General features: G+C 23.5%; 15 protein-coding genes. 2 read left to right on the top strand and 13 right to left on the bottom strand.

What is annotated here, in order from left to right; all coding sequences use genetic code 11:
* Window position 1: 1 nt before the first annotated feature.
* The 3 genes from yidC to rpmH all read right to left on the bottom strand — a co-directional run bounded on the left by yidC (window position 2) and on the right by rpmH (window position 2,340).
* Window positions 2–1,507 carry a membrane protein insertase YidC gene (yidC, locus tag AB4W63_RS00075; RefSeq protein ID WP_367681003.1) on the bottom strand — a complete coding sequence of 502 codons (1,506 nt, stop codon included), beginning with the start codon at window positions 1,505–1,507 and terminating at the stop codon, window positions 2–4.
* Window positions 1,508–1,840: 333 nt separating this feature from the next.
* Window positions 1,841–2,185: a ribonuclease P protein component gene (gene rnpA, locus AB4W63_RS00070; protein ID WP_367681002.1), complete on the bottom strand. Its 345-nt coding sequence runs from the start codon at window positions 2,183–2,185 to the stop codon at window positions 1,841–1,843.
* Window positions 2,186–2,196: 11 nt separating this feature from the next.
* Complete coding sequence (rpmH, locus tag AB4W63_RS00065; protein WP_367681001.1) at window positions 2,197–2,340, bottom strand: 50S ribosomal protein L34; 144 nt, start codon at window positions 2,338–2,340, stop codon at window positions 2,197–2,199.
* A gap of 1,082 nt (window positions 2,341–3,422) precedes the next feature.
* Between rpmH and dnaN the strand changes: the two genes are divergently transcribed.
* Window positions 3,423–4,529 (top strand): DNA polymerase III subunit beta, encoded by a 1,107-nt coding sequence (gene dnaN / locus AB4W63_RS00060; protein ID WP_367681000.1) that lies wholly within the window; start codon window positions 3,423–3,425, stop codon window positions 4,527–4,529.
* 230 nt (window positions 4,530–4,759) lie between these two features.
* Window positions 4,760–7,174 carry a DNA topoisomerase (ATP-hydrolyzing) subunit B gene (gene gyrB, locus AB4W63_RS00055; protein WP_367680999.1) on the top strand — a complete coding sequence of 805 codons (2,415 nt, stop codon included), beginning with the start codon at window positions 4,760–4,762 and terminating at the stop codon, window positions 7,172–7,174.
* A 169-nt stretch (window positions 7,175–7,343) separates the two neighbouring features.
* On the opposite strand, the gene atpC is transcribed toward gyrB, so the two are convergent.
* From atpC to mnmG, 10 genes are all read right to left on the bottom strand, one after another.
* Window positions 7,344–7,751: an ATP synthase F1 subunit epsilon gene (gene atpC / locus AB4W63_RS00050; RefSeq protein ID WP_367680998.1), complete on the bottom strand. Its 408-nt coding sequence runs from the start codon at window positions 7,749–7,751 to the stop codon at window positions 7,344–7,346.
* Between the two features lie 113 nt (window positions 7,752–7,864).
* Window positions 7,865–9,265 carry a F0F1 ATP synthase subunit beta gene (gene atpD / locus AB4W63_RS00045; protein WP_367680997.1) on the bottom strand — a complete coding sequence of 467 codons (1,401 nt, stop codon included), beginning with the start codon at window positions 9,263–9,265 and terminating at the stop codon, window positions 7,865–7,867.
* Between the two features lie 21 nt (window positions 9,266–9,286).
* On the bottom strand, window positions 9,287–10,156 hold the full coding sequence (gene atpG, locus AB4W63_RS00040) for an ATP synthase F1 subunit gamma (RefSeq protein ID WP_367680996.1): 870 nt from the start codon (window positions 10,154–10,156) through the stop codon (window positions 9,287–9,289).
* A gap of 44 nt (window positions 10,157–10,200) precedes the next feature.
* Window positions 10,201–11,742, bottom strand: coding sequence for a F0F1 ATP synthase subunit alpha (gene atpA, locus AB4W63_RS00035; RefSeq protein WP_367680995.1), 1,542 nt, complete (start codon window positions 11,740–11,742; stop codon window positions 10,201–10,203).
* 14 nt (window positions 11,743–11,756) lie between these two features.
* The gene (gene atpH, locus AB4W63_RS00030; protein WP_367681213.1) at window positions 11,757–12,143 is read right to left on the bottom strand and encodes an ATP synthase F1 subunit delta; all 387 of its coding nucleotides are present in this window, start codon (window positions 12,141–12,143) and stop codon (window positions 11,757–11,759) included.
* A 14-nt stretch (window positions 12,144–12,157) separates the two neighbouring features.
* Window positions 12,158–12,292, bottom strand: coding sequence for a hypothetical protein (locus AB4W63_RS00025; protein WP_367680994.1), 135 nt, complete (start codon window positions 12,290–12,292; stop codon window positions 12,158–12,160).
* 9 nt (window positions 12,293–12,301) lie between these two features.
* Complete coding sequence (atpF, locus tag AB4W63_RS00020) at window positions 12,302–12,775, bottom strand: F0F1 ATP synthase subunit B (protein ID WP_367680993.1); 474 nt, start codon at window positions 12,773–12,775, stop codon at window positions 12,302–12,304.
* Between the two features lie 121 nt (window positions 12,776–12,896).
* The gene (atpE, locus tag AB4W63_RS00015; protein WP_158341557.1) at window positions 12,897–13,136 is read right to left on the bottom strand and encodes a F0F1 ATP synthase subunit C; all 240 of its coding nucleotides are present in this window, start codon (window positions 13,134–13,136) and stop codon (window positions 12,897–12,899) included.
* 44 nt (window positions 13,137–13,180) lie between these two features.
* Window positions 13,181–13,999 carry a F0F1 ATP synthase subunit A gene (gene atpB, locus AB4W63_RS00010; RefSeq protein WP_367680992.1) on the bottom strand — a complete coding sequence of 273 codons (819 nt, stop codon included), beginning with the start codon at window positions 13,997–13,999 and terminating at the stop codon, window positions 13,181–13,183.
* 733 nt (window positions 14,000–14,732) lie between these two features.
* The gene (gene mnmG / locus AB4W63_RS00005; protein ID WP_367680991.1) at window positions 14,733–16,604 is read right to left on the bottom strand and encodes a tRNA uridine-5-carboxymethylaminomethyl(34) synthesis enzyme MnmG; all 1,872 of its coding nucleotides are present in this window, start codon (window positions 16,602–16,604) and stop codon (window positions 14,733–14,735) included.
* Window positions 16,605–16,834: the final 230 nt, after the last annotated feature.

Raw genomic sequence — 16,834 nt, 5'->3', positions numbered from 1 at the left:
ATTATTTATTAATTTTATTAAAAATAAATTTGTTTTGAACAATTGTGATTAAGTTATTAACTGTATAGTATAAAACTAAACCAGATGGAAAACATAGAAAAAAACAGGTTAATATTATAGGTACAAATAACATATATTTTGGTTGAATAGAATTTGAATTATTAGTTTTTGATATCTGTTGAATATAAAACATAGTTAATCCCATAAAGATTGGAAGTACGAAATACGGGTCTTTAGAAGATAAATCATTAATCCATAATATAAAACCAGCATGTCTTAGTTCTACTGAAGCTACTAACATAGTATATAGAGATAAAAATAATGGCATTTGAAGTAATGTTGGAATGAAACTTTTAATTGGATTTATTTGTTCTGCATTATATAAAGATATAATTTTTTCATTAAGTTTCTTTTTATTATTTTTATATTTTTGTTTAATTCTTTCAATTTCCGGTTGCAATAGACGAAATTTTTCTGAAGATATATATTGAATTTTAGTTAAAGGGTACATGATAGCTCGAATAGTTAATGTTGTTAAAACAATAGCCCAACCCCAGTTATTAACTATTTTAAAAAAAAAGTTTAATAGTTTAAATAATGGTTTAGAAAAAAACCACAAGTATCCATAATCTACAGTAAAATCTAAGTACGGAGCTATGTTTTTCATTTCTTTTTGAATTTCTGGCCCAACCCATAACGAGGATGATATTTTATGGCAGAAGTTTTTATTTATAGATATTAAGTTTGATTGACAATTTATAGAGACTTGATTTTTTTTTATATTTTTTCTAAAAAAAATATTGTTTTCTGTATTGCCGGGAATCCATGCTGTACAAAAGTATTGTTGAATCATAGCTATCCAACCTTTTTTTGTATGTATTTTTTTAGCATCATTCGATTTTATATCTTCAAAACTTTCCTTTTTAAATTTGTGTATATCGCTAGAGTAAGCTGATCCTCGATATGTGTTTTTAGAGAAAATAGAATTATAGTTAAAATTTGCATTTGGAATATTTATATTTTGTTGTAATTTATGAAGTGTAGATACGTGTATATTTTTATTATAGTTATATATATCATATTCTATTTTTATTCTATAATCTCCTTTATTAAGGATAAAAGTTTTAATATATAGCGAATTATTTTTACTTTTCCAAATCAACGGGATATATATTGTTTTTTTATTTAAGTTTTTCAAATAAAAATTTTTTTTATCTATTTTATAAATTGGTTTTTCTTTACAGTGTATAGAACTGTCAGGTCCATCATTTCCTATTATTTTACTATTAGCTTGGTATATAAAATTTGAGTTTTTTTTTAATAGCTTAAATGGTTTATTTGAGTTTATTTTTTTTTTGTATTTAAGTAAAGATACTTCTTCAATGTTTCCTCCTATAGTATTTATAGAAGCGCAAATAACATCATTTTTAAGATATATAATATTATTCTTTTCTAAATTTTTGAAAGCACATTTGCTTTTTTTTATTATGTTATTTTCATGGATCAATATTTTTTTATTTTGGGTAAAATTGTGAGAAATATAATTTTTATATATATGAAAAGAATATAAAATTATACATAAGAACATTAGAATAAAAATATTACGTTTTAAATACATTAGAAATGTTCTCTTTTTTATGAACGGATAATATTGTGCTTAACATATGTATAAAGTATCATTATTAGTAGTAGTGTATAAAACATGTATTTAATTATTTAAGTGTATATACTAATAATTTATATAATATTGGTTTACAATTTTATATATTTTTATTTTTAATAATAATTAGAAATATAAAAATATATAAAGTATATTAAAATTAATTTATAATTTTTTTGTTTAACAATATCTTATCCAAAGATTTTTCAGTGTTTTTGTCAAATCATGATTTGATTGACAATGTATATTTTTTTGATTAATTACAACTACAAAGTCCATAGGAATTAATTTATCTTGTATTAGTCTAAAACTTTCTCTAATTAGTCTTTTTATGTTGTTTCTTTTATTAGATAATTTAATTTTTTTTCGACTAATACTACATCCTAAGCGAGGATAGCTAAATTTATTTAAAGATCCTAAAATACTGAATTTTTTATTACTAACTCGATAGTGATTAGAAAAGACTCGATTAAAATCAGTAGATTTTAATAATCTTTTTTGTTTAGATAAGGAAAATAGAATCATAAATAATAATTTTATTTAGTAGAAACAGTAAGTTGGATACGAGATTTAGATCTTCTTCTAGAAAGAATTGCTCTTCCATTTTTTGTAGACATTCTATTTCTGAATCCATGTTTTTTATTTCTTTTTAAAATAGAAGGTTGAAAAGTTCTTTTCATAGTTTTTTCTCTTTTATTGTATGAAAATTAAGTTATTTTTTTCTGAATAATGTTAGTTTAAAAGTTGTAGATATTTTATTTTTATAACGTTTAGTATTCAAAATATACATATATGTGTATATATATTTATATTATTTAAAGATTTTTACTTTTTAATATTTTTTACATTTGTAATTATATATAAATATTATTACATTTTTGTAAAAATTAACATAATTATATTTTTAACAATTTATTTTTTAACGTAGATGATTAATAATGTTAAAAATGCATTATGTATTTAGAAAATAGAATGTTTATGGTCTGTTTACAAAGAATTTTTCTTGTGTAATTATTATATATAATAAAAAAAATACTTATTTAATAAGTGAATAATTTAATTATTTTTTTTGAAAATGAATCAAAAAACTTTAGATTTAAATAACAGTTATGATAATTTATTCTGTAGCATTAATAATAATTTTTTATTAAAAAAAAATGTTGTGATATTTAAAAAATTAAGAAATAACTGTATTTATATAATTTAAATGTATTAAAATTTTATTATTTAGGCTGATGTATTGTACGTTTTTAATAAATTTTAAATAAAATTTGTAGAATTAATATTCTATTTATAAGTAAAAATAATAAATAAATTTAATTAATAGTATAAATTTTTTTTAAATGTTTAAGATCGTGTTTTAGGCATGTAATATACTGTATATTTTATATTTATGGAAGTATGAAATCTATTACACTCATACAAAAACATAAAAAACACAGATGATTAATGCATTCATAAACATATATATATATGTTTAATAATCTAAAATTTAATAGACATTAACAACTATAATAATCATGTATTATTGACAATAAATACAGTATAAATACATGTATTTCACATAATTTAAATTGTTCATTTATAACATATGTAATATTGTTTATATAGATATTTGTATTTTATATAGAAACATTTAACGTACAAGTATAACCAATAGTTAGAATTATTCATATAAAGAATAAATTATATTTTTTAATTAGTTTGAAAAAAATGTTAAATTATCAATAATTCTTATTAAGAGTTTACTTCTATTAAAAATATGAAATTAACAATAAATAGAGATTTATTATTATCTTCAGTAAAAAAAATCATATCTATTGTTGCTAAAAATCCAACAATGGTAGTAATTGAAAACATATTAATAAAATCGCAATCTAATAAATTAGTTTTAATTAGTACTAATTTAGATGTTGAAATAACTTCTATAATTGATTCATTTTCAAGTGTTTTAGACTTCGAGTTTATTACGTCTGGACGTAAATTATTAGAAATATGTAAAGTTTTCCCAAAAGATTCAGAAATGTGTATAAGAATTAAAAAAAATAGTAATAGAATTATTATAAATTACAAAAATAGTTATTTTAAATTATGTACTATGTCTTCAGAAAATTTTCCGTTATTTAAAGATATAAATAAATCTATATGTTTCTCTATTTCTAAAAAAACATTTCGATATTTAGTTGAATCTATAGTATTTTCTATGGGGAATAATGACATACGGCATTATTTAAACGGAATATTTTTTTTATATAAAGATAGTAAGTTAGAAACTGTTGCTACAGATGGACATAGAATGGCATTAGTAAGTATAAAAAAAGATTTAAATATATCAAATTTTTCTATTATAATTTCTAGAAAGGCTATTTTAGAAATAATTAAAATTATAAAAGAAAATAAAGGTTTAATATTTTTTGAAATTGATTATAAAAATATTTTTATACAAGTAAATAATACAATTTTGAAATCAAAACTAATTGATGGGAAATTTCCAAACTATACTAATGTAGTGTTAAATAATTTTTGTTCCAAAATAGAAATTAATACAAAGCTATTAAAGTTAATATTAACTCGAGCTTTAATTTTATCCGATGAACAGTTTAATGGGGCGCATATTTCAATTAATAATAATAAGTTAATTATAGTTGCTAAAAATTCTTCAAATGAAATGTCTAAAGAATTTATAAAAATTAATTATTTAGGTACTCCGATAGAGTTTGGAGTAAATGTAAAATATATATTGGATGTGTTAAATGCTATTTTAGGAGAAAATATAATAATTTTTTTAAATAATCCTGTTAACAATATTCATATTCAAGACAAAACTGATTCTAATTCAATATATATTATCATGCCTTTAATTTTATAATAAATTCTATTAATAATAGATAAATTTATGAAATTCGATAAGAAAAAAATTTATTTATTAGAATAAAATATAACAAGTGACATATTTATCATTTTTTAAAATTTAAATAATTCAGTAACAAATAAAATTTAGAATTAGTATATTTATTTAGTTTATGTATATTTTCATTAAGTTTATTGTAGTTTTATAAACAATGATGTTTGGTAGTTTAAATAATAATAAGGATTTTTATGAAACACTTGTACAATTCATCAAATATAAAAATTTTGAAAGGATTAGATGCTGTAAAGAAACGTCCTGGTATGTATATTGGAAATACTGATGATGGAAGTGGGTTGCATCATATGGTTTTTGAAGTAGTTGATAATTCTATAGATGAAGCTTTAGCTGGATATTGTAAAGAAATTAATGTAAAAATGCATGTCGATAATTCTATATCTGTAAAAGATAATGGTAGAGGAATTCCTGTAGATATTCATCCAGAAGTAGGGGTATCGGCAGCAGAAGTAATAATGACTGTATTACACGCTGGAGGAAAGTTTGATGATAATTCTTATAAAGTCTCAGGAGGATTACATGGGGTTGGTGTTTCAGTTGTTAATGCATTGTCGGAAAAATTAGAATTAACTATTTATAGAGATAAGAAAATATTCAAGCAGACATATCGAAATGGTATTCCAAATAATAATTTACTAGAAGTAGGAAATACGAAAAAAACAGGAACTAAAATTCGGTTTTGGCCTAGCAGTAAGATTTTTTCAAATATTTTTAAATTTCAATTTAGTGTATTATCTAACAGATTGCGTCAACTTTCTTTTTTAAATTCAGGGGTAAGTATATATTTAAAAAATATAAAAAAAAAAATAAATGAGCATTATTTTGCTAAAGGTGGGATAAAAGCTTTTGTAAAATATTTAAATAAAAAAAAAAAAAATATTCATGGAAAGATGTTTTATTTTTCATCTAAAAAATGTAATACAAAAGTTGAAATAGCTATGCAGTGGAATAATTCTTTTAAAGAAAATATAAATTGTTTTACAAATAATGTACCTCAGCCTAATGGTGGAACTCATTTAGCTGGATTTCGATCAGCGATGACTAGAACTTTAAACAGTTATATTGAAAAAGAAGGTTACTTAAAAAGAAATAAAGTTAACACAACAGGTGATGATGCGAGAGAAGGACTAGTTGCAGTAATTTCAATAAAATCTTCAAATCCAAAATTTTCTTCTCAGACAAAAGATAAATTAATATCTTCAGAAGTAAAATCTGCAGTAGAATCATTAATGAATGAATATTTCTTAGAATTTTTATTAGAAAATCCTAATGATGCTAAAATAATAGTTAATAAAGTATTAGAAGCAGCAAGAGCTCGTGAAGCTGCAAAACGTGCAAGAGAAATGACTCGTAGAAAAAATATTTTAGATTTGACTGGATTACCAGGAAAATTATCTGATTGTCAAGAAAAAGATCCGTCTTTGTCTGAAATATATTTAGTAGAAGGAGATTCAGCTGGAGGATCAGCAAAGCAAGGTAGAAATCGCAATAACCAAGCTATTCTTCCTTTGAAAGGAAAGATTTTAAATGTAGAAAAAGCAAAGTTTGAAAAAATGCTTTCTTCGCAGGAAGTAGCTACTTTAATTACCGCATTAGGATGTGGAATTGGAAAATATGAATATAATCCAAAAAAATTACGTTATCATCGAATTATTATTATGACTGATGCTGATGTAGATGGTTCTCATATTAGAACTTTATTACTAACTTTTTTTTACCGACAAATGCCAGAACTAATAGACGGAGGCCATATATATATAGCTCAACCTCCATTATATAAAGTAAAAAAAGGTAATAAAGAAAAATATATAAAAGATGATGTAGAAATGCAAGAATTTCAATTTAATACAGCATTAGAAAATATAGTGCTATCTAATAATTTAAATAGAACACAGATTGATAAAAATGGAAATTATGAATTAAAAAAATTTTTGAGAAGATATTTGAAAATTCAAAAGTTAATAAACATGTCTAATTTAAATACTCCTTGTAATGTCTTAAATGCATTACTACATCAAAAACGTTGTAATAGAAAAAAAAAAATAAAGACATATCAATGGACTATGAATTTGATTAAATATTTAAATATAAGAAACGTAGGGAACATTCATTATTCTGGAATAGTAAAAAAAAATATAGATAATATTAATTACAAACCTATATTAAAGATTTTTGAGTATGGAAAGAGTAAAATTTGTGAGTTAGACGAAGGTTTTTTTAATAGTAAATTATATGAAGATATTTATTTATTTAGCAAACAATTAAGGTACTTTATTAAAAATAAATTTGTTATTCGAGATAATGAAAAAGAATATTTGATTGAGGATTTTGAAAAAGTTTTATTAAAATTGTTTAAAAGATCTCAAAAAAATATTTATATACAAAGGTATAAAGGATTAGGAGAAATGAATCCAGATCAGTTGTGGAATACGACTATGAATCCTAAAACTAGACGTATGTTAAATATTAGAGTAGAAGATGCAAAATCAGCAGACAAACTATTTACTGTTTTAATGGGGGATACTGTTGAACCGCGTAGAGCTTTCATAGAATTAAATGCATTAAAGGCTAAAAACATTGATATTTAGGCAGACAAAAAACATTTTTAATAGAAAATAATACTTTCTTTGAATTTTATATTCATATATATATTGAAATTTAAAAAACGTTAAATAAAGAGAATTAGTCTAATTAAACGGTAGGCTAAAATAATTTCCTACCGTGAAATACTAAAGAATTATAAAGTACAAATAATTCCTATATATTACTAATATTTAGTAATTCTAATTTAGCTAATTGTTTTTTTAACTGATGTGTTATTTTCATTTTTTTTGAAAATAATTGAGTGTTGTTTATACATTTTTTTATCGTAGTAATTTTTTTTGTAATTTTTTTTATATCTATATCTTTTTTTTGTAGTATTGTTTTTCCTAAAATAGTTATTAAAAATGGTTGTACTTCTAATATTCCTGAAGATATATATATATATTTTATAGTATTATTACTTTTAATTATAGATATAATACCAGGTTTTATAGTTGTAAGAAGAGGAGCATGTTGGGGATATATATTTAATTCTCCTTCAATTCCAGGAACTTTAATTGATTTTATTTTTTCATAAAAACTCTTGTGTGTCATAGACACTAAATTGAGATGTAATTCCATACTGATTTCTCATTTTAATTTATAACTATATAAGATTTATGTAAAATTATATAAATTTTAAAATAAATAAATTTATATTTTTAATATACAAGGAATATATTTAATATATAAGATTATAATAGTTTAGATTTTTTTATTGCTTCTTCAATAGATCCAACCATGTAAAAGGATTGTTCAGGTAAGTGATCTAATTCTCCTGTAATTATTTTATTAAAACCTGAAATACTATTTTTTAAGCTTACATATTTTCCAGTATATCCAGTGAATATTTCTGCTACAAAAAAAGGTTGAGATAGAAAACGTTGTATTTTACGAGCTCTACTAACAATAGTTTTATCTTCTTCAGAAAGTTCATCTATTCCTAGAATCGCTATAATGTCTCTTAGTTCTTGGTACCGTTGTAGAATTGTTCTTACAGAGTTAGCTGTTTGGTAGTGTTTTTTTCCTATGATATCTGGATCTAACTGACGACTAGTAGAGCTTAAGGGATCCACAGCAGGATATATTCCTAGAGATGCTATTTGACGACTAAGAGTAATAGTAGAGTCTAAATGTGAAAAAGTAGTAGCTGGAGACGGATCGGTAAGATCGTCAGCTGGAACATAAACAGCTTGTATAGAAGTAATGGAACCTTTTTTTGTTGATGTAATACGTTCTTGTAAAATACCCATTTCTTCAGATAAAGTAGGTTGGTATCCTACAGCAGAAGGTATTCTTCCCAAAAGAGCAGATACTTCAGTTCCAGCAAGAGTAAAACGGTATATGTTATCAATAAACAATAATACATCTTTCCCATCGTGTCTAAATTTTTCTGCTAAGGTTAATCCTGTTAAAGCTACTCTTAATCTGTTTCCAGGAGGTTCATTCATTTGTCCATATACCAGTGCTACTTTATCTAGTACGGAAGAATCTTTCATCTCTTTGTAAAAATCACTTCCTTCTCGTATTCTCTCTCCAACTCCAGTGAATACAGAGTACCCATGATGTTCTGTGGCAATATTTCTAATTAATTCCATCATATTAACGGTTTTTCCAACTCCAGCTCCACCAAACAGCCCAACTTTACCTCCTTTAGAAAAAGGACACATAAGATCTATTACTTTAATTCCAGTTTCTAAAATTTCTTGAGACGCAGATTGTTCAATATATTTTGGTGCTGGTCTATGAATATCCCATTTTTCTAAATTAATGTTTTTATTTTTCGTTTGTATTGGTCCTTTTTCATCGATAGGTTCTCCTAAAACATTAATAATTCGTCCGAGCAAGGGTTCTCCTACTGGAACTTGTATACAATGGTTTAAATTTTTTACTCTTAATCCACGTTTAAAACCATCAGAAGATCCCATAGCGATAGTTCTAACAATTCCACTTCCTAAATGTTGTTGTACTTCTAGAATTAAAGTTTTTTTAATAGTATCTACCTGTAGAGCATGATATATTTTTGGAATGAATTTAGAGGAAAATTTTACATCTATTACTGCACCAATTATTTGAACTATTACACCTGTTTTCATATTATATCACCTATATATATATTAATTTAAATTTACCGTAGACGCACCTGATATAATTTCAATAAGTTCTTGAGTAATACTGGATTGACGAGTTTTATTATATTCTAATTCTAAGTGCTTTATTATATTATTACTATTATCATTAGCTGTTTTCATAGCTATCATGCGTGCTGAATGTTCGCTAGATAGATTGTCTAAAATTATTTGGTACATCATTATTTCTACATAGTGGTGTAATAGTTTATTTAAAGTTTCTTGATCATGTGGTTCGTAGATATAATCCCAATTGTTTTCTTTATTATTTTTTTTTTCTGGTTGTATAGGTAATAACTGAATAATTATAGGAGTATAAAAAATAGTATTGTTATATTTATTATATGCGATTAAAATTTGGTCAATTTTTTTATCAATATATTCTTGTAAGAAGTTATTATAATAGGTTTTACATTTAGAAATAGTTAAATTTTCTTCTACTTTTTGAAAATTAAAAATATTTTTTTTGAAAATAGTATTTAGAGCATAGAATGCTTTTTCTCCCAATATATTGAATTTTACGTTAATATTATTTTTTTTATATTTTTCTATAGTATTCAGTACTATTTTTAATAAATTATTGTTTAAACTTCCACATAATCCTTTATTACTAGAAATAACTATAATTCCTACATTTTTCACTTTTCTAGTTTTTAAAAATAAGTGTTTGAATTCTAGGTGTCCTTTTTTTAAATTATCAATCATTGTTTGAAGAGCATTTAAGTAAGGACGCATTGTATTAATTTTTAATTGATTTTTTTTTAATTTTATACTTGATATTGTTTCCATAGCTTTTGTTATTTTTTGTGTGTTTTTTATACTATAAATTTTATTTTTAATTTCTTTAGTACAAAGCATTATAAATTCCTTTTTTTTTAAAATTTAGAAAGTTAGTAAAACCATTAAAAAGATTTCCAAGAAACAGATTTTTTAAATAATTTAATGCAATTTATTAGGTCAGATTCAATTTCAGAGTTATATAATCCTTTAGATCCAATTGTATCTGATAATTTTTTATGATATGTTTTAAAATAAGTTAGAAGTAGTGATTCGAAAAGACGAATTTTATTAACTTCGACATCGCTCAGTAATTTTTTTTCTGCTGCTATTATTAGAATAGCTTGTTCTTGAACACTTAAAGGGTTATGTTGATCTTGTTTTAACAGTTCGATGAGTTTTTGTCCGTAGATTAACTGATTTTTAGTAGCAATATCTAGATCAGATGAAAATTGTGAAAAAGAAGCTAATTCTCTGTATTGAGCTAATGAAGTTCGAATATTACTAGAAAATTTTTTTATGATGTTAGTTTGGGCAGCTGCTCCAACTCTGGATACCGAAATTCCTGGATTAATTGCAGGTCTAATTCCTGCATTAAAGAGATTTGATTCTAAAAATATTTGACCATCTGTGATAGAAATAATATTTGTAGGAATAAAAGAAGAAATATCTCCAGCTTGAGTTTCAACTATAGGAAGAGCTGTTAATGAACCTGTTTTTTTAACTCCTGTTTTTTTTTCTACATAGTCTTTTGTAACAGAGGAAGATCTTTCTAATAATCTAGAATGAAGATAAAATATATCTCCAGGAAAAGCTTCTCTTCCTGGAGGTCTTCTTAGTAATAGAGAAATTTGACGGTATGCAATAGCATGTTTAGATAAGTCATCGTATATAATTAGTGCATCTTCTCCTTTATTTCTAAAAAATTCACCCATAGTACAACCAGAATATGGAGCTAAATATTGCAATACAGCTGCTTCTGAAGAAGATGAAGATACGATAATAGTATAGTCTAAAGCATTATACTTTTCTAAAGTCGTAACCACGTTAAGTATGGTAGACAATTTTTTTCCTATTGCTACATAGATACATTTTATATTTTCTTTTTTTTGATTAATAATAGTGTCTATAGCTAGAGTAGTTTTTCCTGTTTGTCTGTCTCCTATAATAAGTTCGCGTTGACCTTTTCCTATAGGAGTCATAGTGTCGATAGATTTATAGCCAGTTTGTAATGGTTTTGTGATAGGAGATCTGTCTATCACTCCTGGTGCAGTTGTTTCTATTTTAGAAAATTTTTCATATTTTATTTTTCCTTTTCCATCAATTGGTTCTCCTAAACTATTGACTACTCTTCCTAAAAAGTTATTTCCAACAGGAACTTCTAAAATTCTTTGAGTACATTTTACAGTCATTCCTTCGTATATGTTTGTATAGTCTCCTAATATAACAGCACCTACTGAATCTTTTTCTAAGTTTAAAGCCATACCATACATATCATTTGGAAAAGATAACATTTCTCCTTGCATGACATCTGATAATCCAATAATTCGGACTATGCCATCTCCTACAGAAACAACTGTTCCTTCATTATATGTTTCGTTGAAAGTTTTAAATTTATCTATTCTTTGTTTAATTAAGTCAGTAATTTCGCTAGTATTTAAATGCATTAGATTAAATCCTTTTATAAAGATATAAATTTTTTTAAATTTTTTAAATTATTTTTAACAGTTCCATCTATAACGTTATCGTTTATTTTTATTAAAAAACCATCAATTATAGATGGATCAATGAAAAATTTTAAGTCTATTTTTTTTAAAAAACGATGTTTTAAAAACTTTCTAATATTTTGTATATTTTCTTCATTTAATGTTCTTGAAGAAATAATATTAGCGGTAATTAAGTTTTTATCTTTATTTACATAGTTAATGAATTCTTTAAATATATTAGGAAGAAGTAAAAATCGTTTATTTTCAGCTATTATTTTTATAAAATTTTTAAATTGTAAAGTAATATAACGTCTAGTAATTAGTAAAAATATTTTTGTAGTATATTTTTCAGATAAAAATATAGATAAATGATAATTTATATTTTTTTTTTTATAATAAAAGAAGATAAATTAAGCATAGATGTCCATTCAGGTATACAATTTTTTTTTTTTGCATATTTAAAAGCAGCTTTTGCGTAAATTTTAGATATATTGTATTCAATACTCATCATTTTAACCTATTAAGTAAAGTTAGAAAAAAATTTTTTTACTATTTTTTCGCTTTTTAATTTATCTACAGAGCTGTGAATGATTTTTTCAGCAATAGATATAGATAATTTAGTGATTTTATGTTTTAAAGTTTCAATTTCCTGTTGATATTGTAATTTTATTTGGGTTTTTATTTTTTTAATAGATTCTATTTCTTTTTTTTTTGCTAAATCTTCTGCTTGTTTTAAAATAAGATTTTTATTTTTATAAGCTTTATTAATAATGTTAATGGCTAAAATTTTTGCTTTTTCAATTTTTTTTTTTGCTGTTTTTTTAGCAAGGATTAAATCGAGTTTGGCTTGATTAGAAAAAATTAAACCAGCACGGATTTTTTTTTTTCGATTATTAATAGAATTAATAATAGGTGGCCAGATATATATCATGCAAAAAAATACAAAAAAAATGAAAGAAATAGTTTGTCCAATCATAGTTGCATTTAGATTCATAAATACTATTCCTTATAAAAAATGATTTTAAAGATTTGTATATTCTAAAATTTAAATGATTAATAGTAATGTTATTAATATTATTCTTAATAAGATGTAATTTAAATTATATATAATAAGATTAAGCTACAGAAAATAGCATGTATAAAGCTAAACCTACAGTTATCATAGGAATTGCGTCTAATAATCCCATGACAATAAAAAACTGAGTCCTTATTAATGGAGTTAAATCAGGTTGTCTAGCTGTTCCTTCTAAAAATTTACCTCCAAGAATTCCAATACCAATAGCTGCTCCTATTGCTGATAGTCCGATCATAATAGCTACAGCCATATATATAAAATTAACATTTACATGTTCCATGATTTTCCTTTTTAATTATTTAGTTTCATATAAGTAAAATTTATTTAATGCTTTGTACATGTTTGAGATAGATAAACAATAGTTAGCACCATGTATATAAATGCTTGCAAAGTTATTACAAGAATATGAAGGATAGCCCAAGGTAAACTAAGTGTCCATTGTGACCACCAAGGCATTAAACCAGATATCAATATAAATATGATTTCTCCTGCATACATATTTCCAAATAATCTCAATCCTAGTGAAATAGGTTGTGATAATAAGCTAATACACTCTAAAATTAGATTAAATATATAAAAAATCGGATGAGAAAATGGTTTAGTTATTAGTTCTTTTGAAAAAGAAAATAATCCTTTGTTCTTTATATTATAAAATAAAACCAAAAAAAATATTCCTAAAGACATAGATAATGTAATATTAATGTCAGCGGTTGGAACAATTCTTAAGAAAGGTAGTTTTAATTCATATTGACTTATTAATGGAAATAAATCAACAGGAATTAAGTCCATGCAATTCATTAAGAATATCCAAGCAAATATTGTCAAAGATAGAGGGGCTATTAACTCATTTTTTTTTTTAAACATATCTTTAATATTAGATTCAATAAAATTAATAACCATTTCTATAAAAATCTGTAAATTTCTAGGATTTTCGTTATTAAACGATTTGGATCCTATATAAAAAGTTATTAAAAATATAGATCCAAGCAAAAAAGATATGGCTATAGAATCAATATTAACTATCCAAAAAGTATTTTTAGTATCATGAAAATTAACTATTTTAAAAGTATTTAAATTAAGTTGTAAATGATGTAAATGGTGAAGAATATATTCTTTAGAATTATTAATAGTATTAAAATCCATAGTTATAAATCCTTGTTTAAACTATATGGAATATTTATTTTAAAATATTGTATGCTTCGCATAGATTATCTAATTAGTAAATTAATTTAATAAATTAAATTAATAAGCATACAATAAGTTTATTTTAAAAAAATAATTACGATATATAAACATAGTTTATTTATATCGTAATTATTTATTTTTTAAAATAGTGGATAGATAAAATATCTAGATATTTAAAATGTATTTAAAAGAAATGTAAAAATATTTATTAAATATAGTTAATTTTTTAAAGAGATTGTATTTTAATAGAAATAAATTTTAAAAAAAATTATAAATTAAAGATTTTTGTATAAAAATTTAATATGTATTAATTTTTTTTATTATATGAAAAATTTAAATACTATATATAGATAACCATATTTTATATATATTGTATAGTATACAAAATACAGTAAATTATTTTAAATGAAATATATATGTAAAGTTAATAAATAACATAAAGATGCAAAATTGATTGTAATATCAATATATGTGTTTATTAAATTTATTAGTTTGAATTTATATATAAGTAAAAAATATTGTGTCTTTAATATAGAAATAAAATTCAAATATATACTTTATGAAAGCGATTAAAACATTTTCTATTTAAAATTAATTTAAAATAGATTTTAAGCTATGTCATATAGGATTATTATTATAATTTAATTATGAAAAATTGTGAAATTTATTTCAAATATGTTTAAAAAAATATTTATTTAAAAGTTCCACGTTTTATATGAATTAGCAAAATCGAAATTGTAGCTGGAGTAATCCCAAATGTTCTAGAAGCTTGACTAATAGATATAGGTTTATGTTTGTTTAGTATGATTTTTGCCTCATTAGATAATCCTGGTATTTTTTCATAATTAAAAGATATTGGTAAAGAAAAGTTTTGTTGTAGTTTTTGTTTATTTATTTCTTTATTTTGTCTTTGAATATATCCTGAATATTTTGCAGATACTTCAATTTCTTCAATAGCTTCTTTATGATTAATTCCAGGTTGAAACATATCTAAAGAAATTAGTTTAGTATATGTTACATCTGGTCTTTTTAATAAAGTTAAACCATCTGTTTTTTTACTTATCAGTATTTTTAATTTTTTTTTAAGTATTTTAGAGGAACAGGGGATTATTATATTTTTAATTCGATATGTTTCTTTTTTTATAATTTCTTGTTTTTTATTATAGGCAATCCATCTATTTTTTTTTATTAATCCTAGTTTATAAGCTTTTTCAGTTAGTCTTAAGTCAGCATTATTTTCTCTTAGAATTAATCTGTGTTCAGCACGCGAAGTAAACATTCTATATGGTTCTTTTACACCTTGAGTACATAAATCGTCAATCAATACTCCTAAATATGCTTCATGTCTTTTAGGAATCCAATACTTTTTTTTATATACGTTTAGAGCAGCGTTTATTCCTGCTAATATTCCTTGAGCAGCAGCTTCTTCGTAACCTGTTGTTCCGTTTATTTGTCCAGCTAAAAATAATCCTTTTACTATTTTACTTTCTAAAGTTAATTTTAAATCTCGTGGATCAAAAAAATCATATTCTACAGCGTATCCAAATTGAGTTATTTGAGCGTTTTCTAATCCACAGATAGAATGAACAAAGTCTGTTTGAACAGGTATGGGTAGACTAGTAGAAATCCCGTTTGGATAAATTTCATTGGAGTATAATCCTTCTGGTTCTAAAAATATTTGATGGCTTGATTTATCAGAAAAACGGACAACTTTGTCTTCAATAGAAGGACAATACCTAGGTCCTTTTCCTTTTAAAAAACCTGTATAAATAGGGCTTTTATGTAAATTTTCACGTATTATCTCATGAGTTTTTTTATTAGTATAAGTTATAAAGCAAGATACTTGAGGGAGTGTAGGGAATAAAGATGATTTTATAAAAGAAAAGTGAGGAATAGGAACATCGCCTTTTTGTTCTACTAATTTTGTAAAATTAATAGAATCTTTTTTGATTCTTGGAGGTGTTCCAGTTTTTAATCTATTGTTTTTTAGTGGAATTTGAGATAAAAAGTTTGCTAATTTAATTGAAGAATGATCTCCTGTTCGACCTCCATGTTTTTTTTTTAATCCAGTATATAATTCTCCTTTTAAAAAAGTGCCCATAGTTAAAATTGTTGATTTAGAATAAATTTTTTCTTTTTTGTCAGTTATTATACCTAATACGGTATTATTTTTTATAATTAATGCTGTAACTTCTCTTTCAAGAATACTTAAATTTTTTTCTTTATTTAATTTTTTTTGAATGTACTTTTTATAAAAAAGTTTATCAGCTTGAGCTCTTGTAGATCTTACTGCTGGTCCTTTGCTAGAATTCAATATTTTAAATTGAATTCCAGAATTGTCGATAGCTTCAGCCATGATTCCACCTAAAGCGTCTATTTCTTTTACTAAATGACTTTTTCCTATTCCTCCGATTGCTGGATTACAAGATAAAGATCCTATAGAGTTTTTATTTTTTGTAATAAGTAATGTAGAGTATCCCATTCTACTAGATGCTAATGACGCTTCAATTCCAGCATGACCACCACCTACAACTATAATTTGAAATGTGTTAATTTCTAACATTTTCGACTCCTATCTATGAGATTTAATAGAATGTAATAATTATAAATAGAAAACACGTAAAATACAGTTTCTTCTGTAAAGAATAGTTCTTTAAAATTTATAAGTATTAACTATTAGTAAAATACTAATATTCTATAAATTTAAAAAAGATGACAATTATTTTAAATAAATTTATTCTATGAATAGAGTTTTAAATTATTTATTAAATAGAATTAATAAAATGTGGATAA

This window comes from Buchnera aphidicola (Anoecia corni) (assembly GCF_964056675.1).
In the GTDB taxonomy this organism is placed as follows: Bacteria; Pseudomonadota; Gammaproteobacteria; order Enterobacterales; family Enterobacteriaceae; genus Buchnera_E; species Buchnera_E aphidicola_B.
This window is presented reverse-complemented; position numbering and strand designations above follow the sequence as displayed.

Bases quoted from the DNA above. Each gene is read 5' to 3' on its own strand.
- rnpA (WP_367681002.1), bottom strand. From the start codon at position 2,185: ATGATTCTATTTTCCTTATCTAAACAAAAAAGATTATTAAAATCTACT.
- rpmH (WP_367681001.1), bottom strand. From the start codon at position 2,340: ATGAAAAGAACTTTTCAACCTTCTATTTTAAAAAGAAATAAAAAACAT.
- dnaN (WP_367681000.1), top strand. From the start codon at position 3,423: ATGAAATTAACAATAAATAGAGATTTATTATTATCTTCAGTAAAAAAA.
- gyrB (WP_367680999.1), top strand. From the start codon at position 4,760: ATGAAACACTTGTACAATTCATCAAATATAAAAATTTTGAAAGGATTA.
- atpC (WP_367680998.1), bottom strand. From the start codon at position 7,751: ATGGAATTACATCTCAATTTAGTGTCTATGACACACAAGAGTTTTTAT.
- atpD (WP_367680997.1), bottom strand. From the start codon at position 9,265: ATGAAAACAGGTGTAATAGTTCAAATAATTGGTGCAGTAATAGATGTA.
- atpG (WP_367680996.1), bottom strand. From the start codon at position 10,156: ATGCTTTGTACTAAAGAAATTAAAAATAAAATTTATAGTATAAAAAAC.
- atpA (WP_367680995.1), bottom strand. From the start codon at position 11,742: ATGCATTTAAATACTAGCGAAATTACTGACTTAATTAAACAAAGAATA.
- AB4W63_RS00025 (WP_367680994.1), bottom strand. From the start codon at position 12,292: ATGATGAGTATTGAATACAATATATCTAAAATTTACGCAAAAGCTGCT.
- atpF (WP_367680993.1), bottom strand. From the start codon at position 12,775: ATGAATCTAAATGCAACTATGATTGGACAAACTATTTCTTTCATTTTT.
- atpE (WP_158341557.1), bottom strand. From the start codon at position 13,136: ATGGAACATGTAAATGTTAATTTTATATATATGGCTGTAGCTATTATG.
- atpB (WP_367680992.1), bottom strand. From the start codon at position 13,999: ATGGATTTTAATACTATTAATAATTCTAAAGAATATATTCTTCACCAT.
- mnmG (WP_367680991.1), bottom strand. From the start codon at position 16,604: ATGTTAGAAATTAACACATTTCAAATTATAGTTGTAGGTGGTGGTCAT.